The sequence below is a fragment of the Actinospineispora eucalypti genome, from assembly GCF_039543365.1.
Taxonomy (GTDB): Bacteria; Actinomycetota; Actinomycetes; order Mycobacteriales; family Pseudonocardiaceae; genus Pseudonocardia; species Pseudonocardia eucalypti.
Map to the genome: position 1 here is coordinate 139,158 of NZ_BAABJP010000024.1, position 21,908 is coordinate 161,065.

At 70.9% G+C, this 21,908-nt stretch carries 26 protein-coding genes; 18 read left to right on the forward strand and 8 right to left on the reverse strand.

What is annotated here, in order from left to right; all coding sequences use genetic code 11:
• Positions 1 to 23: 23 nt before the first annotated feature.
• A complete protein-coding gene (locus tag ABEB12_RS23050) occupies positions 24 to 608 on the reverse strand; it encodes a TetR family transcriptional regulator (RefSeq protein WP_185060142.1) in 585 nt (194 codons plus the stop codon).
• 124 nt (positions 609 to 732) lie between these two features.
• Here ABEB12_RS23050 and ABEB12_RS23055 point away from each other — a divergent pair, with 124 nt between their 5' ends.
• The gene (locus ABEB12_RS23055; RefSeq protein WP_185060143.1) at positions 733 to 1,275 is read left to right on the forward strand and encodes a hypothetical protein; all 543 of its coding nucleotides are present in this window, start codon (positions 733 to 735) and stop codon (positions 1,273 to 1,275) included.
• A gap of 57 nt (positions 1,276 to 1,332) precedes the next feature.
• On the opposite strand, the gene ABEB12_RS23060 is transcribed toward ABEB12_RS23055, so the two are convergent.
• On the reverse strand, positions 1,333 to 2,172 hold the full coding sequence (locus tag ABEB12_RS23060) for an SDR family NAD(P)-dependent oxidoreductase (protein ID WP_345703062.1): 840 nt from the start codon (positions 2,170 to 2,172) through the stop codon (positions 1,333 to 1,335).
• A gap of 83 nt (positions 2,173 to 2,255) precedes the next feature.
• Between ABEB12_RS23060 and ABEB12_RS23065 the strand changes: the two genes are divergently transcribed.
• On the forward strand, positions 2,256 to 3,152 hold the full coding sequence (locus ABEB12_RS23065) for a LysR substrate-binding domain-containing protein (RefSeq protein ID WP_185060144.1): 897 nt from the start codon (positions 2,256 to 2,258) through the stop codon (positions 3,150 to 3,152).
• A gap of 26 nt (positions 3,153 to 3,178) precedes the next feature.
• Here the strand turns inward: ABEB12_RS23065 and ABEB12_RS23070 are convergent, their stop codons facing one another.
• On the reverse strand, positions 3,179 to 3,778 hold the full coding sequence (locus tag ABEB12_RS23070; RefSeq protein ID WP_221497626.1) for a TIGR03086 family metal-binding protein: 600 nt from the start codon (positions 3,776 to 3,778) through the stop codon (positions 3,179 to 3,181).
• Between the two features lie 55 nt (positions 3,779 to 3,833).
• Between ABEB12_RS23070 and ABEB12_RS23075 the strand changes: the two genes are divergently transcribed.
• Positions 3,834 to 4,277, forward strand: coding sequence for a MarR family transcriptional regulator (locus ABEB12_RS23075; RefSeq protein WP_185060145.1), 444 nt, complete (start codon positions 3,834 to 3,836; stop codon positions 4,275 to 4,277).
• 67 nt (positions 4,278 to 4,344) lie between these two features.
• Here the strand turns inward: ABEB12_RS23075 and ABEB12_RS23080 are convergent, their stop codons facing one another.
• A complete protein-coding gene (locus ABEB12_RS23080) occupies positions 4,345 to 5,211 on the reverse strand; it encodes an SDR family NAD(P)-dependent oxidoreductase (RefSeq protein ID WP_185060146.1) in 867 nt (288 codons plus the stop codon).
• A gap of 127 nt (positions 5,212 to 5,338) precedes the next feature.
• On the opposite strand from ABEB12_RS23080, the gene ABEB12_RS23085 reads away from it, so the two are divergent.
• The gene (locus ABEB12_RS23085) at positions 5,339 to 6,235 is read left to right on the forward strand and encodes a LysR family transcriptional regulator (protein ID WP_345703063.1); all 897 of its coding nucleotides are present in this window, start codon (positions 5,339 to 5,341) and stop codon (positions 6,233 to 6,235) included.
• A gap of 2 nt (positions 6,236 to 6,237) precedes the next feature.
• On the forward strand, positions 6,238 to 7,167 hold the full coding sequence (locus ABEB12_RS23090; RefSeq protein WP_185060147.1) for a cyclase family protein: 930 nt from the start codon (positions 6,238 to 6,240) through the stop codon (positions 7,165 to 7,167).
• A gap of 54 nt (positions 7,168 to 7,221) precedes the next feature.
• Here the strand turns inward: ABEB12_RS23090 and ABEB12_RS23095 are convergent, their stop codons facing one another.
• A complete protein-coding gene (locus ABEB12_RS23095; RefSeq protein WP_345703064.1) occupies positions 7,222 to 8,097 on the reverse strand; it encodes a helix-turn-helix domain-containing protein in 876 nt (291 codons plus the stop codon).
• A 327-nt stretch (positions 8,098 to 8,424) separates the two neighbouring features.
• Between ABEB12_RS23095 and ABEB12_RS23100 the strand changes: the two genes are divergently transcribed.
• Positions 8,425 to 9,216, forward strand: a complete 792-nt coding sequence (locus ABEB12_RS23100; protein ID WP_185060149.1) for an SAM-dependent methyltransferase — start codon at positions 8,425 to 8,427, stop codon at positions 9,214 to 9,216.
• Between the two features lie 23 nt (positions 9,217 to 9,239).
• Here the strand turns inward: ABEB12_RS23100 and ABEB12_RS23105 are convergent, their stop codons facing one another.
• The gene (locus ABEB12_RS23105) at positions 9,240 to 9,770 is read right to left on the reverse strand and encodes a cupin domain-containing protein (protein WP_185060150.1); all 531 of its coding nucleotides are present in this window, start codon (positions 9,768 to 9,770) and stop codon (positions 9,240 to 9,242) included.
• Between the two features lie 162 nt (positions 9,771 to 9,932).
• Between ABEB12_RS23105 and ABEB12_RS23110 the strand changes: the two genes are divergently transcribed.
• From ABEB12_RS23110 to ABEB12_RS23130, 5 genes are all read left to right on the forward strand, one after another.
• Positions 9,933 to 10,400, forward strand: coding sequence for a nitroreductase family deazaflavin-dependent oxidoreductase (locus tag ABEB12_RS23110; protein ID WP_345703065.1), 468 nt, complete (start codon positions 9,933 to 9,935; stop codon positions 10,398 to 10,400).
• A 17-nt stretch (positions 10,401 to 10,417) separates the two neighbouring features.
• Positions 10,418 to 11,005, forward strand: a complete 588-nt coding sequence (locus ABEB12_RS23115) for an isochorismatase family protein (protein WP_185060151.1) — start codon at positions 10,418 to 10,420, stop codon at positions 11,003 to 11,005.
• A 58-nt stretch (positions 11,006 to 11,063) separates the two neighbouring features.
• Complete coding sequence (locus ABEB12_RS23120; protein WP_185060152.1) at positions 11,064 to 11,810, forward strand: substrate-binding domain-containing protein; 747 nt, start codon at positions 11,064 to 11,066, stop codon at positions 11,808 to 11,810.
• A gap of 86 nt (positions 11,811 to 11,896) precedes the next feature.
• Complete coding sequence (locus ABEB12_RS23125) at positions 11,897 to 12,520, forward strand: LysE family transporter (protein ID WP_185060153.1); 624 nt, start codon at positions 11,897 to 11,899, stop codon at positions 12,518 to 12,520.
• 131 nt (positions 12,521 to 12,651) lie between these two features.
• A complete protein-coding gene (locus ABEB12_RS23130; protein WP_185060154.1) occupies positions 12,652 to 13,845 on the forward strand; it encodes an FAD-dependent monooxygenase in 1,194 nt (397 codons plus the stop codon).
• Between the two features lie 45 nt (positions 13,846 to 13,890).
• Here ABEB12_RS23130 and ABEB12_RS23135 read toward each other — a convergent pair whose 3' ends face one another.
• Complete coding sequence (locus tag ABEB12_RS23135; protein WP_185060155.1) at positions 13,891 to 14,784, reverse strand: RNA polymerase sigma-70 factor; 894 nt, start codon at positions 14,782 to 14,784, stop codon at positions 13,891 to 13,893.
• Between the two features lie 169 nt (positions 14,785 to 14,953).
• On the opposite strand from ABEB12_RS23135, the gene ABEB12_RS23140 reads away from it, so the two are divergent.
• From ABEB12_RS23140 to ABEB12_RS23165, 6 genes are all read left to right on the forward strand, one after another.
• A complete protein-coding gene (locus tag ABEB12_RS23140; RefSeq protein WP_185060156.1) occupies positions 14,954 to 15,439 on the forward strand; it encodes a carboxymuconolactone decarboxylase family protein in 486 nt (161 codons plus the stop codon).
• 56 nt (positions 15,440 to 15,495) lie between these two features.
• A complete protein-coding gene (locus ABEB12_RS23145) occupies positions 15,496 to 16,260 on the forward strand; it encodes an arsenate reductase/protein-tyrosine-phosphatase family protein (protein ID WP_459115364.1) in 765 nt (254 codons plus the stop codon).
• Entirely contained in the window at positions 16,257 to 16,658 is a 402-nt protein-coding gene (locus tag ABEB12_RS23150) for a VOC family protein (RefSeq protein ID WP_185060157.1), read from the forward strand. Before ABEB12_RS23145 ends, ABEB12_RS23150 begins: the two co-directional genes overlap by 4 nt.
• A 12-nt stretch (positions 16,659 to 16,670) precedes the next feature.
• On the forward strand, positions 16,671 to 17,378 hold the full coding sequence (locus ABEB12_RS23155) for a VTT domain-containing protein (RefSeq protein ID WP_185060158.1): 708 nt from the start codon (positions 16,671 to 16,673) through the stop codon (positions 17,376 to 17,378).
• 125 nt (positions 17,379 to 17,503) lie between these two features.
• A complete protein-coding gene (locus ABEB12_RS23160) occupies positions 17,504 to 18,748 on the forward strand; it encodes an APC family permease (protein WP_185061265.1) in 1,245 nt (414 codons plus the stop codon).
• Between the two features lie 160 nt (positions 18,749 to 18,908).
• On the forward strand, positions 18,909 to 19,985 hold the full coding sequence (locus tag ABEB12_RS23165) for a M20/M25/M40 family metallo-hydrolase (protein WP_185060159.1): 1,077 nt from the start codon (positions 18,909 to 18,911) through the stop codon (positions 19,983 to 19,985).
• Positions 19,986 to 20,019: 34 nt separating this feature from the next.
• On the opposite strand, the gene ABEB12_RS23170 is transcribed toward ABEB12_RS23165, so the two are convergent.
• On the reverse strand, positions 20,020 to 20,895 hold the full coding sequence (locus ABEB12_RS23170) for an MmyB family transcriptional regulator (protein ID WP_185060160.1): 876 nt from the start codon (positions 20,893 to 20,895) through the stop codon (positions 20,020 to 20,022).
• A gap of 101 nt (positions 20,896 to 20,996) precedes the next feature.
• Here ABEB12_RS23170 and ABEB12_RS23175 point away from each other — a divergent pair, with 101 nt between their 5' ends.
• On the forward strand, positions 20,997 to 21,899 hold the full coding sequence (locus tag ABEB12_RS23175) for an MBL fold metallo-hydrolase (RefSeq protein ID WP_185060161.1): 903 nt from the start codon (positions 20,997 to 20,999) through the stop codon (positions 21,897 to 21,899).
• The last annotated feature ends 9 nt before the right edge of the window (positions 21,900 to 21,908 follow it).

Here is a 21,908-nt window from a genome sequence, read left to right on the forward strand (position 1 = left end):
AGCGTGCAGAAAAGCGAGGGGGCTCAGTGGAGGACGGTGAGCAGGCCCTCGACGCCTCGGTGGAACGCGGCGCCGACGCTGTGGACCCCGTCGAGGTGGGCGCCGGTCATGGCGCCGTCGCGCATCATGACGAAGTGCCGCGCGGCGTGCTCCGGGTTGGGGCGCCGCGGTGAGTCCTCGAAGACCTGGGTGAACAGTTCGGCGAGCGTGGTCACGTACCAGCTTCGGTGATCGAGGATCACCTGGCGCACCGGGTCGCTGGGGTCGGGGTACTCGGCGGCGGCCTTGAGGAAGGCGCACCCTCGGAACTCCGGTCTGGCCAGGTCGTCGGCGACGGTGGTGCCGATCGCGCGCAACGCGTCGGCCGGCGCCGGCGCGGCATCGACGGCCGCTTGCACCTCGGCGCGGATGTGGGCGTCGACGCCGCGCAGGTAGGCGAGGACGAGGTCCTCCTTCGAGGGGAAGTGCCGGTAGAACGTCGCGCGCGTGGCCGGGGCCTCGGCGAGGATCCGCTCGACCCCGACCGCCCGGATCCCCTCGCGATAGAACAGCCCGCTGGCCGTGGACAACAGCCGTTCCCGGGCCTCGGAACGCCCAAGTGCCGCCATGGGGCAACCGTAGCAGAAAGAACGATCGGTCTTGCAGTCGTCGGCCCCCGTGTGTCAGACTCGGCACGGTTGCAAGAGAGAACGGTCTTTCTACTAACTGCCTGCTCCACGGAGAGGAATCGCCATGACCACGACGACCGCCCCGGCCATCGCCGCGCCGGCGCTTCGCCGGCTCTATCTCGTCCGTTTCGGGTTCGCTCTGACCTGGGCCGCCGGGCTCTTCTCGACCGCGTCCGGGATCGGGCCGGTGAGCGCGGCCCTGCTGGTGATCTACCCGCTGTTCGACATGGGTGCCGCCGTCGTCGACGCCCGTTCCTCCCGGGGCAGCCGGTCCGTCCAGGGCCTCTACGTCAACATCGCGATCAGTGCGGTCGCCGCCGCCGGACTGGTCTTCGCGGTCACCTCCGGCATCCCGGCGGTGCTGCGGGTATGGGGGGCCTGGGCCGTCGTGGCGGGCCTCGTCCAGCTCGTCGTCGCCCTGCGGCGTCGCAAGCTCGGAGGCCAGTGGGCCATGATCGCCAGCGGCGGCATCTCCACGCTGGCCGGGATCTCGTTCTTCCCGCAGGCCGCCGCCCCGGGCGCCTCGCTGGGCAACCTTGCCGGCTACGCCCTGCTCGGCGGCGTCTTCTTCCTGGTCTCCGCGCTGCGCCTCGGCCGCCCCCACTAGAGCCCGTTCCGCCGTCCACGTGATCGTTGAACGCGGGCCGCGTCCGGGCTGGACTTCCTAGGTGTCGCCGAAGGCGGCGAGGGCGAGGGGCTGCCATCGGTCCCATTCGGCGAGGCGGTCCGTGTAGTCGCGGCGGACGTTGTCGAGACACTTGCCGAAGAAGACCCGGCGCGGGGGCGGGTCGGCGTCCACGACCCGCAGGATGGCGGCTTTCGTAGCCTCGGGGTCACCGGTGTCGAAGGTCATGGGGGTGTCCCGGAGCCGGGCATAGGCGGGCAGGGCCGCGCTCTGGCGGGCGCCGACGTCGAGCCAACCGGTGCGGTAGGGGCCGGGCTCGACGCAGGTGATGTGGATGCCGAACGCCGCCGTCTCCTGGGCGAGGGAGTCCGACAGCCCTTCCAGCGCCCATTTGGACGCGTGGTACGCCCCGATCCCGGGGAAGGCGCGCACGCCGCCCTCGCTGGTGACCTGCAGGATGTGCCCGGACCCTTGGGCGCGCATGATCGGTAGTGCCGCCTGGGTGACCCAGACCGCGCCGAAGAAGTTGGTCTCGAGCTGGTCCCGCAGCTCGGCCTCGGTCAGCTCCTCGACGGCGCCGAAGTGGCCGTAGCCGGCGTTGTTGACCACGACGTCCAGCGAGCCGAACCGCCGCGCGGTGTCGCGCACGGCGGCGACGGCCCCGGCGCGATCGGTCACGTCGAGCGCGACGGGCAGCACCGATTCGCCGAAGCGGTCGACCAGCGGGGCGAGCGTGGAGATGTCGCGGGCGGTGGCGGCGACGCGGTCTCCTCGTTCCAGCGCCGCCTCGGACCACAGGCGTCCGAACCCGCGGGAGGCGCCGGTGATGAACCACGTCGCCGGCCGGGCGGGTGCGGAGGTCATGGTTGTTTCGTCCATGTCCTCGACGGTGGCAGGGGCTCAGGGCATGATTCAAACGGTGATCCAGCATCCCAGCGATGAGTGATAGTCATACTGGCGGCATGTCCGAGTTCACGATGGCGGAGGTGCGGGCGGTGCGGGCGGTCGCGCGGCTGGGGTCGTTCAGTGCGGCGGCGGCGGAGCTGGGCTACACGCAGTCCGGGGTGTCGAGGCTGGTCGCGGCGGCGGAGGCCGCGGCGGGGACGGCGCTGTTCGTGCGTGGGCCGCGGGGGGCTCGGCCGACCGCGGCGGGGGCGGTGGTGGCGCGCCGGGGCGAACGGCTGGTGGCGGAGATAGACGGCCTCGCCCTGGAGCTGGCCGGCCTGCGCGACCGCCTCGCCGGCCGGCTGGTCGTGGGCGCGTTCCCGACGGCCGCGGCGTCCCTGGTGCCGAGGGCGATGGCCCGGCTGGCCGATCAGCACCCGGACCTGCGCGTGGTCCTGCTCGAGGGGTCGAGCCCCGCCCAGCTGCGTCAGCTGCGCGCGGGCCGGGTCGAGGTGGTCGTGGTCGCGACCGGGGACGGGTTGCCCGACCACGACCTGCGGGGTCTGCGAAGCCAGCGGCTCGAGCTGGGCCAGGGCGGCGGGGTGGCGGTGGGGAGAGGGCACCGCCTTGCCGACCGCGAAGCGCTCGTGGTCGCCGACCTGGTGGAGGAGATCTGGGTGGTCGGGGCGGGTGAGCCGGGCGAGCCGCAGTTCGGCGCCTGGCCCACCCTCGCCCGGCCCAGGATCGGCTACCGGGTGCGCAGCTGGCCGACGCGGTTGGGACTGGTCTCCGCCGGTCTCGCCGTCGCGGTTGTCCCCCGGCTGGCGGCGGACATGCTGCCGGCCGGGGTGCGGTGGCTGCCCGTCCGCGACGAAGCGGCAAGCGGCCGCGCCATCCTCGCTGTCACGGCCGTCGATCCCTCACCGGCGGCATCGGTGATGACGGATGCCCTGCACCATGTGGTGGCCGATTGACGGGGCATCCGACGGGTCATGCGGATCTACCGTGGCCAATCCGGCGCGCGCCCCAACGCGGTGAGGATCCGGTGCAGTGGGTCCGCATCGTCGCTCGTGTCCAGCGCGGGCCGGAACGCCGCGCCGGGCGCCAGCCGGTTGTCACCGTTGGGCACGGCCAACGCGATCCGCAGCGCCGGTCCGGCCAGTTCCGGGGGCAGGTGGTACCGGAGGTCGAGTGCCCGCGCCACGTCCCAGCCGTGCACCACGTAGTCGATCAGATGGAAGCCGATCGCCCGGGCGGCGGGAAAATGCGACACGGGGTGGAACTCCGGCAGGTGAAACTCCCGGTGCGGCACCCCCGGCTCGGCGAACGCGGCCAGGACGTCCTCGGCCGCATCGGCATATTCGGCCGCCGGACTCGGGCCGGCGGGTCGGACCCGCCACGGCGTGCGGTCACCTCCACGGCCTCGGGCGGCGGCGGCGAAGCCGTGGTGCTGAGCGGTCATGTGGGCCAGCAGGTCGGCCAGGGTCCACTCGGCACAGGGCGTGGGCCGATCCAGGTCGTCGGCGTGGATCTCGGCGACGACGGAGATGCTGGTGCGGATCGCGGTGCGGTGATGATCCAGCAGCTCATTGATATGCACCTGCTTACGATAAGCTGACGCTTATCAACTGGTCAAGGTCGTTATTATGCTGATCATGGCCAGTCAGCGACGGGATCTCGCGGCGATGGTCGCTCCGCTGCAACGGGCGCTGATCGCCGCCGAGCAGCCGGTGCTGCGGGCCCACGGACTGAGCATGTGGGGCTACGTCGTGCTCAACGCCCTGGACGGCCACCCGGTCCGGACCCAGGTCGCGCTCGCGGAGTCCATCGGCGCGGACAAGAGCCGCATCATCGGCGTGCTGGACGAACTCGAGGACAACGGTCTGCTCGAACGAACACGAGACCCGGCGGACCGGCGCGCCCGTTTCGTCGGCATCACCGAAAACGGCCGCCGGAAGCGCCGTGAGGTCCAGGACGACATCCAGCGCGGCGAGGAGCGCGTGCTCGCCCATCTCGCCCCGGCCGACCGCGCGGCGTTCCTGCGGGCACTGGCCGTGCTCTCCGCCCTGCCGGCCACCGAACTCATCGGCGAGAAGTAGGCCGACGGGCCGCATTCGCGCTGGTCCTCCGCGACCGCGCGGCGCCTCGAACCGCTCGACTTCGTGGCTAGTGCCCCACGCCGCTGAGCACCCGGCGGGTCAGTGTGTGAGTGGACGCGGAGATCTCGGGGGTCAGGAACTGGAGGAGGTCCGTGGACGGCGCGGCGTCCGGACCGAGCACCACACCGGTCGCGCCGTCGAGCGCCGGATCGGTTGCGGCGGCGACGATCGGTCGGGCGCCCTCGGCGGCGGGGCGCAGCCCCTGTCGGATCTGATCCCAGAGGCCCCGGAATGCCGGTGGCAGAATCTCCGGGGTCATCGCCGCGGCGTTCGGCGTCGCTGCCGCCGCCGGGCCGAGGGGATCGACGACGAGCACGCCGACGCCGCTGCCGTTCAGTGAGTCGGCCAGATCCAGGGCGTGCGCAAGGTGTGCGAGCTTGGCCCGGCCGGTGGCCGCCATGCCGTAGTACTCCCCGTCCTGCTCGACTTCCTCGTAGGTCGGCAACCCGTCGACCACGGCGGCGGTGATCGACGACGAGCTGACCTCGACGATCCGGCTGGGCGCCGCGGCCCCGAGGGCGTCGAGCAGCGCGTCGGTCAGCACCGCGGGGCTGAGATGGTTCAGGGCGAAGGCGGCCTCGATCCCGTCGGCGGTCTCCCGGCGCGTCGACCACATGCCGCCGACGTTGTTCACCAGCAGTTGGAGCGGTCCTTCCCCGGCGAGGCGCGCGCCCAGCGTGCGCACCTCGTTCAGCGAGGAGAGGTCCGCCCGTAGGAACCGGGTGTCCCCGCCGATGGCCCGGACGGCATCGTCGCCGTGGCCGGGATCCCGGCCGACGATGGTGACGCTGAATCCGTGCTGCCGCCGCAGCTGCATGGCCACGTGGAAGCCGATGCCCCCCGTGCCGCCCGTGACGACTGCTTTCCGAGTCATCGCCCAACCCTCCGCTTTCCCTGTCGGTGGTGCCAGCACACCGGGAGAGGAGTCGCGGTGTCCAAGGCCCGCGCGGGATGGCTCCATGCCCGGCCGGCATCGCTGCTGGTCTGGCAGGCTGGGGGGCGTGGAGCCGGAGATCGAGCTGAGGCACTTCCGCTACGTCCTCGCCGTGGCCGAGGAGGGCACGTTCACCGGCGCCGCCGTGCGGTTGGGCATGACCCAACCGGCGCTGTCCCGGGCGATCCGGGCGGTGGAGACCATGCTCGGGACCCAACTGTTCGTCCGTGATCGTCACGGAGCGACGTTGACCGATGCCGGTAGGGCGTTGCGGGACGACGCCCGCGCGGTCGACGATGCCGCGCGGGCGGCCGTTTCCCGGGCCACCGGGCGGCGACGGGACACCCGGCGGCCCCGGGTCACGGCGCGCGCCTGCGACATCGACACGCTCGAGACTCTCGTCGGCTCCTACAACGCCACGCATCGCGATCGTGCTCCCGCCCGGGCAGCGGTGGTGGACGGGCGGGTGCAGGTGGAGGAAGTCCGCACCGGGATGACCGACGTGACCCTGGTGCGTTCACCCATGGACTTCGGCGGCCTCGACAGTGACCTGTTTCGCGCCGACCCCCGCGTGGCGCTGCTACCGGAGGCCCATCCGCTCGCGTCCCGCCGGGTGATCGAACGGGCCGAGCTCGACGGCGAGACGATCCCGACCTGGTCCGGGGACACTCCCGCCCAAACCGCCTACTGGACCGGCAGCGACCTGGCCCCGCACGCCTGGAAGCCCGGTCCGTCGGTAACGGACGCGGCGCAGTACGTCGCCGGCATCCGGCTGGGCGGCGCGATCGGCTTCGTCCCCGAGTCTTTGCTGCCCGAACTGGTGTTGCGCGGAATCAGCGTCGTCCAGGTCGCCGGCCTGTCCGCCAGCGAACTGCGGGTCGTCTGGGCGGCCTCGGCGACCTCACTGGAGATCGCGAGCTTCGTCCGGCACGCGACACGGCGGCGGCGTTGTCTATCGTCGTGATCATGCGGATCGGGAACGGCGGCGACCAGGGGTTCGAGACCATCGCGCGGGCGGCTGCCGAGATGGCGCGGGGCGACAAGCTTCGCCCCTGCTACGAGCTGAGCCACGAGTACTCCGATCGCATGCCGCTGTCGCCGTTCGCCGACGCGATCTCGCTGTCCTACCGGCCGACCCACTTCATCGCCGGACATGCCGGCAACGGGGAGACCGTCTCGGGCCAGTTCGGCAGCCAAGGCACGAAGATCGACGCGTTGGGCCACTTCGGCTACCTCGAGGACGGCGAGGTCAGGTACTTCGGCGGCCTCACCCAGCGGGAGGTCAAACCGTCCGACCAGTCACCGCTGTTGCGTCTGGGCACCGACGAGATCCCGCCGATCGTGACCAGCGCCGTGCTGCTGGATGCCAAGAGGCTGCGGGGCCGGAGTCTGTCGGCGGGCGAGCAGGTCACCGCCGAGGACCTCGAGGCGATGCTGGCCGCGCAGCGCGTGCGCGGTCTGCTGGCCGGCGACGCGCTGCTCATCCACACCGGCTGGGGCGAGAAGTGGGCGGCCGACAACCCGGAGCCGGCGCGCACCGAGTACTACGGCGCCGGACCCGGTCTGTCGCGGGAGGCCGCCGAGTACATCGCCGCGCGGGACGTCGTCTGCATCGGCATGGACGTGCCGTTCATCGATGCCGTGCGGACCGGTTACCTGCGGGGGACCGAGGGTCCGCCGGCCGACGCGCCCGCCGACCTGCCGTTCGTCATCCACCACCAGAACCTCACCCAGGCCGGCATCTACCAGGTGCACAACATGCACCTCGGCGAGCTGGCCGCCGACGAGGTCTACCTGTCGGCGGTGTTCATCCTGCCGCTGCGGATCCGCGGCGGGTCGAACTCGCCGGTCCGCCCGGTGGCGATCGGTGGCCCACACCGCTCCCCGCCCGGCTGAGCGGCTCCTGACCCAACCGGCCGACCTCGAGGGACGGCGGTATTCCCGGCCGGGTCAGGTGTTTTTGAGGAGTGTGGGCAGGAACTTGCGGGTTTCGACGGGGGACATGGAAGCGGTGGAGAGCCGGTCGACGACCATGAGGTAGCTGTCCAGGTCGGCGGGTTTGTCGAGGTAGATGGCGCTGGTGAGTTGTTCGAGGTAGACGATGTCGTTCACGTCCGGGTCGCGGAATCGCAGGATGTTGAACGGGCCACCGGCAGCGGCGTGACCGCCAACCTGGAAGGGCAGGATCTGCAGGGTCACGTTGGGCAGTTCGGTGAGGTTGATCAGGTGTTGGAGCTGGGCGCGCATGACGTCGCCGCCGCCGATCGGCCGGCGTAGCAGGGCCTCATCCATGATCATCCAAACCCGTGGGGCGTGCGGCCTGGTGAGTAGTTCCTGGCGGGCCAGGCGGAGGCTGACCCGGTGGTCGATGTCCCGAGCGCGGGTGCTGGGGTGGCCGAGGAGGATGACCGCTCGGGCGTAGTCGGCGGTCTGCAGCAGGCCGGGTACGAACTGCACCTGGTAGCCGCGGATGACGTCGGCGGCCTGCTCCAGGCCGACGTACATCTCGAACCAGCTGGGTAGGACGTCGCCGTACTTCTGCCACCAGCCGGGCAGTGATGCCTGCTGCGCGAGGTTCAGGAACTCCTCGCGTTCGCGCGGGTCGTGGACGCCGTAGAGGGTGAGCAGGTCGGCGACGTCCCGTTGTTTGTAGCCGACCCGGCCCAGCTCCAGGCGACTGATCTTCGCCTCCGACCCGCGGATCACGTACCCGGCCCGTTGGCGGGAGATCCCGCCGGCCTCACGCAACCGGCGCAGCTGCGCGCCCACAACCAACCGCAGAGCCCGCGAACCAGGCCCCAACGGCGACTCGCCCCGCTCGGTCACCGGTGCCAACTGACTCCCCCCAAGGGTTCAACGCTCGACAGCACCCGGCCCGAAGCAGCGGTGTGCCCACGAACGACCGCCGGCGAAGATACCCGGAATCTATTTCTCCCCTGGCTCGCGTGGCGAGACCGTCACCGAATGGCGTGATTCTCCGGGGCGGGCGCCCGCTTTGTCGAGAGGATCCTCGCACCGGAGGTGAGCGGCGATGACATCCCACGCCGGTCTCGGTTAGGTGGCGGGTGGCTCGACACGACCGGTGATCGGCTACCGTTGTGGTCCTCTCGAAGGCGAGGTCAGGTGGCCGACTTATCCTTTGGTCCGAAGCATGTGCCGGCCGAGAAGATCCGGTTTGACGTGCCGCACCGGGGCCGGATCTGGAGCTATTGGCTGGGCGGCAAGGACCACTACCCGGTCGATCGGGCCGCCGGTGAGGCGGTGGCCGAGATCTACCCGGACATCCGCCGGATCGCGCTGGAGTCGCGGCGGTTCCTGGAGCGCGTGGTGCGCTACGCGACGGTCGAAGCCGGGATCAGGCAGTTCCTGGACCTCGGCAACGGGTTGCCGGCGACATCGAACACGCACGACGTGGCGCAGCGGTTCGCGCCGGACGCGCGGATCGCCTACGTGGACGGGGACCCGTTGGTGCAGGCACACCAGCGAGCATTGCTGGTCAACACCACGCCGCGGGGGATGACCGCCTACGTGGACGCGGAGTACTTCGAGCCGGACCTGATCATTTCCGGGGCCCGCGAGGTGCTGGACTTCGACCGGCCGATCCTGGCCATGTTCATGGGCGTGCTCGGCTACGTGGCCGATTTCGCGGACCAGCGCGCGATCGTGTCCCGGGTGATGGAGGCGGCGGCCCCGGGTAGCTACGCGGTGCTGTGGGGGGTCACCAACACCAGCGAAGCGGCTCGCCGGGGTGAGGAACTGCTCGCCCAGACCGGCGCGCTGCGCTACCACCTGCGCTCCCCGGAGCAGCTGGCCAGCTGTTTCGACGGCATGCGGATGCTGGAACCGGGCATGGTGCCTCTCACCCAATGGCGCCCCGACCTGGCCGAGGCCGGACTGGAGCCGGCACCGATGGATGCCTACGGCGCGCTGGCCCTCAAGCCGTAGGCCCGGCGCCCCGTGGCGTGACCTCAGGCCGGCGGCAGGATCTCGGTGCGGTACCGGGGCGCGTACTTGGCGAAGTTCCGCAGCTGTTTCTCCAGGTCCGCGCCTTCGAACACCGGCGCGGGGGAGGTCCGGCCGGGGACGGAGACACCGACGGTGGCGAAAAACTCCTCCTGGCCCGCCGGGGTGCACATGCACAACATCCGCACGGTCGAGCCGCTCGCGTTGCGGAAGAAGTGTGGGGCGTTCGCCGGGATGTTGACCGTCTGACCGGCGCGCACGGTCTGCCGCTGACCTCGGAAGGTGAACTCGACCTCCCCTTCGAGCAGGCTGAACATCTCTTCGAAGTCGTGCCGGTGCGGGCCGGGACCTCCGCCCGGTGGGATGAGCATGTCGATGAGGCAGTACCGGCCGGCGGAGTTCTTCCCGTTGACCAGCACGGTGTAGGTGTCGCCGACCAGACCGATGTGCCGCAGTCCCGGGTCATCGGGGGAGACCACGGTCAGTTCTCGGGTGGGGTCATCGGGTGGGAGGGGCTCGGGGGTGTCCGTGGACATGCGGATCTCCTGGGCACGGATAGCGTTGTTGGTCGCGAGCTCAAGCTAGCGTATCCGGAGTAGGGCTTCCAGTTTATAGTGGGCCGCCTTGCTAGCTGGAAGGCGCCTTGGCCCGGCATAACATCCTTGACCCACTACAAAAGCGGACGAAATAATCCGGCTGTGACCGGCGAGCTCGCGGGGTCGGGTGAGGAGAAGTCCATGAACGCCACGCGCGATCGGAACCAAAAGATCATCGACGAGTTCCGTGCGAATGGGGGGCACGTGGGCGGTCCGTTCGAAGGCGCTCCACTGCTGCTGCTGCATCACGTTGGGCGGCGTAGTGGCGCGGAGCGGATCAACCCGATGATGTACCAGCGGGTGGGGGACGCCTACGCGGTGTTCGCGTCCAAGGCGGGTGCCGATGTGGACCCCGACTGGTTCCTCAATCTCATGGCCAACCCCGATGCAACGATCGAGGTCGGCACCAGCACGGTGCCGGTCCGTGCCCGCGTCCTCGACGAGGCGGAGCGGGAACCGATCTGGCAGACCCAGAAGACCCGCTATCCAGGTTTCCAGTCCTACGAGGACAAGACCGATCGCACCATCCCCGTGGTCCTGCTCGAGGTACGGAGCACCACCCATCCATGACCTTGGAAGGAACTTCCGTGGCGATTCACCATTTCACCGCCGATGATGCCGCGATTCTGCTCATCGACCACCAGGTGGGCACCATCAGCTGGGTGCGCTCCATGGATCGGGAGCTGCTCATCAAGCACGCGACGCTGATCGCCGAGGCCGCCGTTGGCTTGAACATTCCTCTGGTGCTGACCTCCTCCATGGAGGACCACCCCCAGGGTCCTCTGGTGGCCGGAATTCAGGAGGCCGCACCGGATGCATTCGCCAAGCGAGTGCAGCGCACCGGCGTGGTCAACGCCTTGGACGACCCGGGATTCGCGGACGCGGTCAAGGCCACCGGGCGCCGCAACCTGGTGATCGCCGGCGTTACCAACGACGTCTGTACGGTGTATCCCGTACTGACCGCGCTCGAGCAGGGCTACAACGTGCAGGTCATTGCCGACGCCGGGGGCTCGCTGACCGTGGACGGCGACCGGTACGCCATCCGCCGCATGGAGCGGGCCGGCGCTGACGTTCTGGGCACCAACCAGCTGCTGACCCAGTTCGCCGGCAACTGGACCACCGCGGCCGGCGCGGCCATTCAGCCCCTCGCGCTGACCCTGATCCCCACCGAATGATGGTGCGGAACCTGGAACTCACGATCGGCTGCATGGACTACGAACACACCCGGGCGGCATGACCTACTACCTGCGCACACTCGAGGAACCGGACCCGCCATTCATCGCGTTGCCGGTCTTCCCCAATCGCCAGTTCCGGCACTCGGCGATCTACGTCAACGTCGACAGCGGGATCACGGCCCCGGCCGACCTGGCGGGAAAGACGGTGGGGGAGTTCGCGCTCTACGGCCACGACGCCAGCTTCTGGATCAAAGGCATCCTGTCCGACGACCACGGCGTGCAACCCGAGCGGTGTCGGTGGGTCGTCGGTGGCTTCGACTGGTCCATGCGACCGCTGGACTTCGTCTCCCACCCCCACCCGGCCGACGTCGAAATCGCCCAGGCCCCGCCCGGCAAGGCCTGGGGCCCGATGTTGGAGGACGGCGAGATCGACGCGCTGATCTCCGCCGACGTGCCACAGTGCGTGCTCAACGGATCACCGAAGGTCCGGCCGCTGTTCGACGACCCGGCGGCGGTCGAACGCGACTACTACCGGCGCACCGGGATTTTCCCGATCATGCACACCGTGGCCGTCTCGCGTGAGCTGCTCGGCGAGCACCCCGACCTGGCGCGAGCCCTCTACCAGGGATTCTGTGCGGCCAAGGATCTCACCGCACGGCGCTACCGGACCGGGCGGATCTTCAACCAGATGACCGTCATGCTGCCCTGGGCCAGCCGACTGGTGGAAGACAACACCGCCTGCTCGGACAGGACTGGTGGGCCTACGGCGTCGCCCGATGACCGCCGAGGAAATCTTCACTCCTGAGCTGTTTGACACCTGACTCTCAGCAGCGACCGGCGAGAGTGGTCCCTACCAGGTAAGGACCGGAAGGGTGTGCTGTGATCAACTGGATGGGGTTTGTCCCGGCGGCCGTGCTCGTGTCGATGATCCCGGGGGCGAACCAGTTGCTGGGGCTGCGCAACGCGGTGCGCTACGGGATGGCGCCGGCGATGATCGCCGTGCTCGGCCGGCTCGTCGCCTTTGTGGTGTTCATCGGGCTCGTGGTGATCGGGCTCGGCGCAGTGCTGACGGCCTCGGTCGTGGCGTTCACGGTGATCAAGTGGGCCGGCGTCGTGTACCTGGTGTGGATCGGGCTGGTCACGCTGCGGCGCTCCGCCCGCGAGTCGATGACCGCGGCGGAACCCCCGGCGGTGGACAGCCGGCGGCTGGCCGGCCAGGAGTTCCTCGTCGCGATCACCAACCCGAAGGCGATGCTGCTGTTCGCGGCGCTGCTGCCCCAGTTCACCGCCCCCGGGCAGGAACCGCTCGCGCTGCAACTGGCACTCCTCGGCGCGGCCTACCTGATGATCGAGACCGTCGTCGCCCTCGGCTACGCGACCATCGGTGCCCGGCTCCGTGTCTGCTCCCGCTCGGGCTCCGGCACCGTGCCCGGCAAGGTCCGCCGCCGGATCGAGCAGCTCACCGGCGCCTGCTTCCTCGGCCTGGCGGGTTATCTCGCCGCCTCCAGCGCGTAGCGGTGATCACGCGGCGGCGGCGACATCAGCGATGAGTTTCTGGCCGCGCCCGGGTCTGACTGCCTGGATGGGTCGGGCTGAGAATGGGGCGCTTCGCATCATCGACACGGATCGGACGGGCAGGGGGCGTTGTGAGCGGTATCAGGGTGTTGGTGGCGGGGGCGAGCATCGCGGGGCCGGCGCTGGCCCACTGGCTGCGCCGGCGGGGGGCCGAGGTGACCGTGGTGGAACGGTCCCCGGGGCTGCGTCCCGGTGGGCAGGCGGTGGACGCGCGAGGGGTGGCCAAGGAGGTCATCCGGCGGATGGGGCTGGACGCGGCGGTCCGGGCGGCTCGCACCGAGACCGCCGGCGCCTACACCGTGGACGTGGACGGGAACGTGCTGGAGACCTTCCGCGCCGATGACCACGGTGGTGACGGGTTCATCGCGGAGATCGAGATCCTGCGCGGGGACTTGTCCCGGGTGCTCTACGGGGACACCCGCGACGGTGTCGAGTACGTCTTCGGCGACCGGATCGCCGAGCTCGCCCAGGACCCGGACGGGGTGGACGTGGCCTTCGCGGGCGGCGGCCGGCGGCGTTTCGACCTGGTGGTCGGCGCCGACGGGCTGCACTCGGCGCTGCGCGGGATGGTGTTCGGGCCGCGCGAGCGGTTCATCCGCCACCTCGGGCTGGTGCTGGCCTTCTACAGCGTGCCCAACGAGTTCGGGCTGGACCGCTGGCTGATCGACTACCAGGACCAGGAGTCCGGGCGCTCCGCCGGGCTGCGGCCCATCCAGGACGCCACCCGGGCGATGGCTATGTTCGGGTTCCCCTCGGCCGACTTCGACATCGATCACCGCGACGTCGCCGCCCAGAAACGCCTGCTGCGCGAGCGGATGGCTGGTTTGGGCTGGTTGACCCCGCGGATCCTCGCGCACCTGGACGACACCCCGGACTTCTACCTCGACCAGGTCGCCCAGGTGGGGATGGAGCGCTGGTCGAGCGGGCGGGTGGCGCTGCTCGGTGACGCGGCATTCTGCTCGTCGCCGATGTCCGGAGGGGGCACCGGGCTGGCCCTGGTCGGCGCCTACCTGCTGGCCGGCGAGCTGGCCGCCGCCGGGTGGGACCCGGAGGCCGGGTTCGCCGGCTACGAGCGGCGGATGCGCCCGTTCGTCGGGGCCAACCAGGAGATCGGCCGGTTGCACGTGCGCAGCCGTGAGGCCCCCGGGCCGGACACCGGGCCGAGCACGGAGCCCGAATGGGACCTCGAGCTGATCGAGCGCGCGATCAACGGCGTCGAGCTGCCCGACTACGCCGGGGTGCCGGACTCCGGGGCCAGGTCCTGAGCTGATCATCATGCCGCATCGGCGCCGCCCCCCGATGACCACGGCTCAGCGGCGCAGCGCGGTCTCCCGCTTCATGTGGGACAGCTTCTCCGGATTGCGCACGGCGTAGAGGCCGGTGATGAGGCCGTCGTCGATGCGCACCGTGACGACGGTGTCGACCTCGCCGTTGTGTCGGAGAACCAGCGCCGGGTAGCCGTTGACCTGCGCCGGGCGCAGCGACATCTCGGCGGGGATCCGGTTCAGCCCGTTGGCCAGCACGCGAGCCACCCGGTGGGCCCCGACGATGGGCGAGCGCGCGGCTTGGGCGAGGCCGCCGCCGTCTCCCAGGAGCACGACGTCCGGCGCGAGGATGTCGAGCAGGCCCTGCAGGTCGCCCGTTTCGACGGCCCGCTGGAACGCATCCAGCGCCGCCCGGGTGTCGGCCGAGGAAACGACCCCACGCGGTCGGCGCGCGGTGACGTGCGACCGCGCCCGGTGCGCGATCTGGCGGACCGCCACCGGGCTCTTGTCCACCGCTTCGGCGATCTCGTCGTAGGCCAGGTCGAACACGTCGCGCAGCACGAACACGGCGCGTTCGATCGGCGTGAGCGTCTCCAGCACCAGCAGCATCGCCATCGAGACGCTGTCGGCGAGCTCGACGTCCTCGGCCACGTCGGGCGCGGTGAGCAGCGGCGCGGGCAGCCAGGGGCCGACGTAAGACTCCCGGCGGCGGCCGAGCGTGCGCAGCCGGGTGAGGGCCTGCCGGGTGGTGATCCGGACCAGGTACGCACGCTGGTCGCGCACCGCGGCGAGATCGACACCGGCCCACCGCAGCCAGGTCTCCTGCAGGACGTCCTCGGCGTCGGCGGCCGAGCCGAGCATCTCGTAGGCGACGGTGAACAGCAGGTTGCGGTGGGCGAGGAACGCCTCGGTGGCGGGATCCGGACGGTCATCAGCCATGGGCGGGCTCCCCTATCGCTCTCGGCGGTGGTACGCATCAGACGCCGCGCACCGCCGCCGCGTGACAGCCCCCGACTGTGCCGCGCGTCACGCGGCCACGTTGTCACAGACCTCGGTCTGCCGGCATCTGGTGTTCGTTCAGTGAAACCCGACCAGCGAGGACGAAGCCATGGACGCCCGATTCAACCTGTTCGACAACGAGGTCGCCGCCAAGTTCAGCAAGCGGTTCGCCAACGCCGGCCTGGTCGTCATGCAGTCGTCGCTGCCCAAGCCCACACAGGAGCTGGTGTCGCTGCGCGCCAGCCAGATCAACGGGTGCGGCTGGTGCATCGACATGCACACCAAGGACGCCGCGGCCGCCGGGGAAACCCCGGCCCGGCTCCACCTGGTCGCCGCCTGGCGCGAGGCCACCGTATTCACCGAGGCCGAGCGCGCCGCCCTGGCGCTCGCCGAGGAGGGCACCCGGCTCGCCGACGCCCACCCCGGCGTGTCCGACGAGACCTGGGCTCAGGTTCGCAAGCACTACGACGACGACCAGGTCGCCGCGTTGGTCTGCCTGGTCGGCCTGATCAACGCGGCCAACCGGCTCGCCGTGATCGTGCATCAGCGGGGAGGTTCCTACGAACCCGGCATGTTCGCCGACATGCTCGACTGATTTCGGCCCCAAAAGGGGGCATTTACATCAAACTGGTTTGATGTATTGTGCGGTGTGTGGGCAGGATCGATCGGACGCCGGTTCCGCTGCTGATGCGCATGGCCGCGCACCCGCTGCGTTGGGCGTTGATGACCGAACTGGCCTCCAGCGATCGCCGGGTGCGGGAGTTGGTCGCCGCGGTCGATGAGCCGCAGAACCTGGTGTCGTATCACCTGCGGTTGTTGCGCTCAGCCGGCCTGGTCACCGCGCGGCGCAGCAGCTTCGACGGCCGCGACAGCTACTACCACCTCGACCTGGCCCGCTGTGCGACCGCGTTCGGCGACGCCGCCACCGCTCTGCACCCCGCCCTCGCACCCATGAAGCGCCGGTGGTCGGCGAACAGCTCGGTGTTGTTCCTGTGCACCGGAAACAGTGCGCGTTCGCCGATCGCCGAGGCGTTGCTGCGCCACCGTGCCGGTGGCGACGGGGTCGTGATCGACGTGGCCAGCGCGGGCAGTCATCCCGCGCCCCGGCTGCACCCGAACACGGTGCGGGTGCTGCGCGAGGACTACGGCATCGACCTCGAACCCCGCCGGCCCCGGCCACTGGATGCGGTGGCGGACCGGCGTTTCGACTTGGTGATCACGTTGTGCGACAAGATCCGCGAGGTCCCGCGCGACCACGGATCGGCCGTCACGACGCATTGGAGCCTGCCCGACCCGTCCGCCGCCGGCGGTGACGATGGGGCGTCCTATCCGGCGTTCCGGCGGCTGGCGATCGAGCTGGACACCCGCATCGGATTCATACCGCCGCAAACCACCACCACGAGAGGTGTGTCATGACCACGACCGCGCCCAACGAGCTTGCCCGCGTGCGCTACCTCATCGACGACGTGCGGGCGGCCGTCGACTTCTACACCACCCACCTCGGGTTCACCGTGGACTTCGACGCCGCACCCGCATTCGCCGCCGTCGTACGCGGCCCGCTGCAACTGCTGCTGGCCGGGCCGAAGAGTTCGGCCGCGCGCCCCATGCCCGACGGCGCCACCCCCATCCCGGGCGGCTGGAACCGGCTGCAGCTGGTCGTCGAGGACCTCGCCGCCGAGGTCGCGCGGCTGCGGGCAGCCGGGGTGAGCTTCCGCAACGACATCATCAGCGGCCCCGGCGGACAACAGGTCCTGCTGCAGGACCCGGCCGGCAACCTGGTCGAGCTGTTCCAACCCGCGCCCACGACCCGCTGACGGCCCGCTCCCATGCGGATCGCAGCCTTCACCGGTGCCGTTCTCCGCCGGGCCCGGTGGCCGCGTGATCTCCGGCTGCTCGGTGCCGTGCTGCTCCTGGTGGCGTTCCTGGTGCTGGCGCTGTTGGTTCCCCGGCTGGATGCCGGGCAGATCCGGGACTGGGCGCGCGCGGCCGGTGCGTGGGTCCCGGTGGTGTTCGTCGGCGCGCACGCGCTGGCCACGATCGCGCTGCCCAGGCTTCCGTTCACCCTCAGCGCGGGGCTGCTGTTCGGCCCGGTCACCGGCACCGCCGCGGCGATCTGCGCGTCCACCGTCAGCGCCGCGGTGGCGTTCCTGCTGGTCCGGGCGATCGGGCGGGACGCGATCGCCCCGCGGCTGACCCACCCGGCGGTGACGGCGCTCGACCGTCGCCTGGCCCGCCGGGGGTGGCTCGCCGTAGGGTCCCTGCGCCTGATCAGCCCGCTGCCGTTCCCGCTGGTCAACTACTGCGCCGGCATCTCATCGATCCGGTTTGTGCCGTTCCTGGTCGCTACGGCGCTGGGGTTGCTTCCGGGCACGGTCGCCGTGGTTGTTCTCGGCGATGCGCTCACCGGCCGCACCGATGCCGCGCCGCTGGTCATCTCCGCGATCTGTATCGGGATCGGCGTGGCCGGCCTGGTGACCGACGCCCGTCTCGACACCCCGGAACCGGACAGCCACCCAAATGACACGCGTGGGTGACCGCCGGGTTCCCCGGCGGCGAGGGCGGGGAGAGAGGATGCGGCGTGGCTGAACGGTCGAGCGGGGACCTCGGACTGGCCCGGCGGCTCGGGCTCGGGGACGCGGTGGTGATCGGGCTCGGGTCGATGATCGGCGCCGGGGTGTTCGCCGTGTTCGGCCCGGCCGCCCGCGCCGCCGGAACGGGGCTGCTGGTCGGGTTGGTGGTGGCCGCCGTGATCGCCTACTGCAACGCGGTCGCGTCCGCCCAGCTGGCCGCGGCCTACCCGACCTCGGGGGGCACCTACATCTACGGCCGGGAACGGCTCGGCCACTGGTGGGGGTTCACCGCCGGCTGGGGATTCGTGATCGGGAAAACCGCATCCTGCGCCGCGATGGCCCTGACCTTCGCCTCCTACGCCCTGCCCGCCCACGACGAGGCGACCGGTTGGGGGCAACGGCTCGTCGCGGTCGCCGCGGTGATCGGGTTGACCGCGTTGAACTATCGCGGCGTCGCCAAGACCGCGCTGCTCACCCGCGTCCTGGTCACCGCCGCGCTGATCGCCCTCGCGGTCGTCATCGCCACCGTCGCCACCAGGCTGGGCACCGACCTGATCGACCCCCACCGCTACCTGACGGGCGGCGGCGCGGGTGTGTACGGCGTGCTGCAGTCCGCGGGGCTGCTGTTCTTCGCCTTTGCCGGCTACGCCCGCGTCGCCACCCTGGGCGAAGAAGTCCGCGACCCCCGCCGCACCATCCCCCGCGCCATCCTGGTCGCGCTCGGCCTCACCGTGGCGCTCTACCTGCTCGTCGCCGTGACTGCGCTCGGCGCGGCCGGGCCGGACCGGCTTGCCGCCGCCACCGCGCCCCTGACCGCCGCTCTGGACGCCGCCGGCGCGCACCCGCTCGCCCCCGCGGTGCGGGTCGGGGCGGCGTTGGCCAGCTTGGGCGCGTTGCTCGCGTTGATCGCCGGGATCGGCCGCACCACCCTGGCCATGGCCCGCCACCACGACCTCCCGGCCTGGCTGGCCGCCGTGCACCCCCGCTACCGCGTGCCGCATCACGCCGAGCTCGCCCTGGCCACCGCCGTCTGCGCGCTGGTACTCACCACCGACCTACGAGGCGTGATCGGGTTCTCCTCCTTCGGCGTGCTCGTCTACTACGCCATCGCCAACGCGGCCGCCCTCACCCAACCGGCCCCTGACCGGCGCTGGCCCCGCTGGCTCAACCTGCTGGGTCTCACCGGCTGCGCCACGCTCGCCGCCACCCTGCCCTGGCAGTCCGTCCTCGCCGGACTTGCCCTGTTCGCGGTCGGCCTGGCCGGCCGCGCCACCGTGCGGGCCCGACGCAACCGGCTCGCGGCCGGCGAAGACGCCACGAGCCGGACCGACTGACGCGGATCGGGGAGATGTTTTGCGGTCCGCTAACGCCGGCCGAGGCGGTTGTTAACCTCTCCCTCCCTAGCCTTGACCTGGGGAAAGACGCTCGTCTGGGTTCAGCGTCCTAACCTCACACCGGCCGGGGCCGGGGTGGAGGCTCGATGAGGAGGTCGCCATGTCCTGCCGCGCGTCCGGGCCAGGCTGGATTCGTCTGTGGGTGGTGCTCGCGGCGTCCGCGGCCGTGGTGCTGGCGGGCTGCGGCTCGCCGGCCACGGAGGCGCCGAACCCGCCGAGCGGCCAGGTGCCGTCGGGCGCCCAACCGGCGGACGGGCCGCCGGCGCCGACGCTGTCCGGCGAGGTGAGCGACGACGCGGCGATGGTCCACCTACGGGCGTTGCAGAAGATCGCCGACGACCACGGCGGGAACCGGGCTTCGGGCACGCCCGGCTACGAGGCGAGCGTGGACTACGTGGTCGGCGCGTTGCGCCGGGCCGGGTTCGAGGTCAGCACGCCGGCCTACGAGATCTCGGAGGAGGACGCCGAGGACGGCCGGGCCGGGACGTTCCGCAACGTGGTCGCCCAGACCCGCACCGGTGATCCGGGGCGCGTGGTGATGATCGGGGCACATCTGGACTCGGTGCCGGAGGGGCCGGGCATCGTGGACAACGGTTCCGGGGTGGCCAGCCTGTTGGAGATCGCCGCCCGTCTCGGGGCCTCACCCTCGGTGCGCAACGCGGTGCGGTTCGCGTTCTTCGGTCATGAGGAGACCGGCGCGCAAGGTTCCACCGGTTACGTGACCGGCCTGTCCGACGCCGAACGGGCCCAGCTGATGTTGTACCTGAACGTGGACATGGTGGCGTCGCCGAACGCCGGCTACTTCGCGCAGGGCGGCCTGGGCGATGACACCTCCACGGCTGGTCCGACCGGTTCGGCGAGCGTGGGGCGGGTGCTGGCCGACCAGTTGGCGCGGACCGGGGTGAAGCCGGAAATGATCGAGTTCGTCGGTGACGACGAGTCCGGGTTCATCGAGGCCGGGATTCCGGTCGGCGGTGCCGAGAACGGCGACAGCAAGAGGAAGACCACCGCTCAGGCCAACGCCTGGGGTGGGCAGGCGGGCCAGGTCTATGACCGCTGTTACCACCAGGCCTGTGACCGGATCGAGAACGTCAACCAGGTCGTACTCGGCCACTACCTGCGGGCACTGGCCGGCACGGTCGGCCACTTCGCGACGTCCAACGAGACGCTCCGCTGAACCCGGTCGCCGCGTGTTCTCGATGCCGTGGCCGTCAGGTTCTCGCTGGCTGGTGGATGGAGCCGGCGGTGTGGTGGAGCAGGGCGAGCGCCTCCTCCGAGGGGGAGCCGGCGGCCGTCGTCACGACGATCAGGCTCTGGCCGGGTGAGCGGGCGAGCGCGAGCGTCTGCTGCGTCACGGTTACCCGGCCCACCACTGGGTGGTGCATGTCGTAGGCGGCGGCGTCGCACGGGGTGACGCGATGGTCGGCCCACAACGCCACGAACTCCGGGCTCTTCATCGTCAGCTCGCCGATCAGCCTGGCGAGCAGCGGGTCGTCGGGGTGGCGGCCGACCGCGATTCGCAGGTTGCCCACGACCGCCCGGGCCTTGCGCGGCCAGTCGCGGTACAGCTCTCGGCAGTGCGGGTCGAGGAAGGTCATCCGGCTGGTGTTCGGTCGGTTGGCCGGTTCGTCCGGGCTGGCCGGGTCGAGGTGGCCGGCGAGTAGCTGGTGACCCAGCTTGTTCCAGGCCAGCACGTCGGTGCGGCGGCCGAGGACCATCGCCGGGACGCCGTCGAGGGCGCGCATGAGGTCACGAGTCTCGGGGCTGACCGTCTCCGGTCGCGGGCGGCGCACGCGCGGTGCCCGCCGGGCGGCACCGGCCAGCCGCTCGAGGTGGTCGCGCTCGTGAGCATCGAGCCTGAGGGCTCGGGCGATCGCCGCGAGCACCTCCGTCGAGGCGCCGCGGGAGAGCCCCTGTTCCAGCCGCGTGTAGTAGGACACGCTCACCCCGGCCAGCTGGGCCAACTCCTCGCGCCGCAGGCCCTGCACCCTCCGGCGCGGCCCCAGCTCGGGTAGCCCGACGTCCTCCGGGCGCAGCCGCGCGCGCCGGGCCCGTAAGAAGTCGCCGAGCGGGCCTGGGCTGTCCATCCCCCCAGTGTTCGGCGTGCGCGCCGAGGCTGCCACTCCCTCTCAGGGGTAGGACCCGGCGGGTGTGGTTGTCCGCGCACCCGGTTGTCAGCCTCGAGGCCATGGATCAGATCACCCTTGGCGACGTCACCATCACACGGGTCAAGGAGTACTACGGCTCGGTCAGCATGAGCCCCGATGAGTTCTTTCCCGACAGCACCTCGGAGGCCTGGGAGGAACACCGTGGCTGGCTCGCCCCCGACTTCTGGGACCCCGGCGCGAACATGTGCGTCTCGGCGATCCAGACCTGGCTGCTGCGCAGCGAGGGGCGCACCATCCTCGTGGACACCGGTGTCGGCAACCACAAGCCCCGGCCGGCCTCCCCGGTGTGGAGTCACCTGGACACCGGGTTCCTGGACAACCTCGCGGCGGCGGGCGTGCGGCCGGGCGACGTCGACCTGGTGATCAACACACACCTGCACGTCGATCACGTCGGCTGGAACACCTCGCTCGACGGCGACACCTGGGTGCCGACCTTCCCCAACGCGACCTACCTGATGCCCCGGCGCGACTTCGACTTCTGGAACCCGGCCAACGGGAACGAACCCGCGCTCGGCGGCCGGGAGGTGGTCTTCAACGACAGCGTCGCGCCGGTGTACCGGGCCGGGATGGCCCAGCTCTGGGACGGCTCCCACCGGATCGACCGGCACCTGCGGCTGGACCTCGCCCCCGGGCACACCCCCGGCTCGTCCGTGCTGACCCTCGTGTCGCGCGGTGACCGTGCGTTGTTCGTCGGAGACCTGGTGCACACGGCGCTGCAGCTGGTCGAGCCGGAGGTGAACAGCTGCTTCTGCGAGGACCCCACCGAGTCCCGCGAGACCAGACGCAAACTGCTCGGTCAGGCCGCCGACACGGGCGCCCTGGTCTTCCCCGCGCACCTGGGTGGCCACGGCGCCGCCGAGGTGGAGCGCAACGGCTCCCGGTTCGCCATCAAGCAATGGGCCGGGTTCGGCCGCATTTCCTGACCAGGGAGG

Excerpts from the sequence above, each read along its gene's own strand:
- ABEB12_RS23050 (WP_185060142.1), bottom strand. The coding sequence starts at position 608 with ATGGCGGCACTTGGGCGTTCCGAGGCCCGGGAACGGCTGTTGTCCACG.
- ABEB12_RS23055 (WP_185060143.1), top strand. The coding sequence starts at position 733 with ATGACCACGACGACCGCCCCGGCCATCGCCGCGCCGGCGCTTCGCCGG.
- ABEB12_RS23060 (WP_345703062.1), bottom strand. The coding sequence starts at position 2,172 with ATGGACGAAACAACCATGACCTCCGCACCCGCCCGGCCGGCGACGTGG.
- ABEB12_RS23065 (WP_185060144.1), top strand. The coding sequence starts at position 2,256 with ATGTCCGAGTTCACGATGGCGGAGGTGCGGGCGGTGCGGGCGGTCGCG.
- ABEB12_RS23075 (WP_185060145.1), top strand. The coding sequence starts at position 3,834 with ATGGCCAGTCAGCGACGGGATCTCGCGGCGATGGTCGCTCCGCTGCAA.
- ABEB12_RS23080 (WP_185060146.1), bottom strand. The coding sequence starts at position 5,211 with ATGACTCGGAAAGCAGTCGTCACGGGCGGCACGGGGGGCATCGGCTTC.
- ABEB12_RS23090 (WP_185060147.1), top strand. The coding sequence starts at position 6,238 with ATGCGGATCGGGAACGGCGGCGACCAGGGGTTCGAGACCATCGCGCGG.
- ABEB12_RS23105 (WP_185060150.1), bottom strand. The coding sequence starts at position 9,770 with ATGTCCACGGACACCCCCGAGCCCCTCCCACCCGATGACCCCACCCGA.
- ABEB12_RS23120 (WP_185060152.1), top strand. The coding sequence starts at position 11,064 with ATGACCTACTACCTGCGCACACTCGAGGAACCGGACCCGCCATTCATC.
- ABEB12_RS23125 (WP_185060153.1), top strand. The coding sequence starts at position 11,897 with ATGGGGTTTGTCCCGGCGGCCGTGCTCGTGTCGATGATCCCGGGGGCG.
- ABEB12_RS23135 (WP_185060155.1), bottom strand. The coding sequence starts at position 14,784 with ATGGCTGATGACCGTCCGGATCCCGCCACCGAGGCGTTCCTCGCCCAC.
- ABEB12_RS23140 (WP_185060156.1), top strand. The coding sequence starts at position 14,954 with ATGGACGCCCGATTCAACCTGTTCGACAACGAGGTCGCCGCCAAGTTC.
- ABEB12_RS23150 (WP_185060157.1), top strand. The coding sequence starts at position 16,257 with ATGACCACGACCGCGCCCAACGAGCTTGCCCGCGTGCGCTACCTCATC.
- ABEB12_RS23155 (WP_185060158.1), top strand. The coding sequence starts at position 16,671 with ATGCGGATCGCAGCCTTCACCGGTGCCGTTCTCCGCCGGGCCCGGTGG.
- ABEB12_RS23160 (WP_185061265.1), top strand. The coding sequence starts at position 17,504 with ATGATCGGCGCCGGGGTGTTCGCCGTGTTCGGCCCGGCCGCCCGCGCC.
- ABEB12_RS23165 (WP_185060159.1), top strand. The coding sequence starts at position 18,909 with ATGTCCTGCCGCGCGTCCGGGCCAGGCTGGATTCGTCTGTGGGTGGTG.
- ABEB12_RS23170 (WP_185060160.1), bottom strand. The coding sequence starts at position 20,895 with ATGGACAGCCCAGGCCCGCTCGGCGACTTCTTACGGGCCCGGCGCGCG.
- ABEB12_RS23175 (WP_185060161.1), top strand. The coding sequence starts at position 20,997 with ATGGATCAGATCACCCTTGGCGACGTCACCATCACACGGGTCAAGGAG.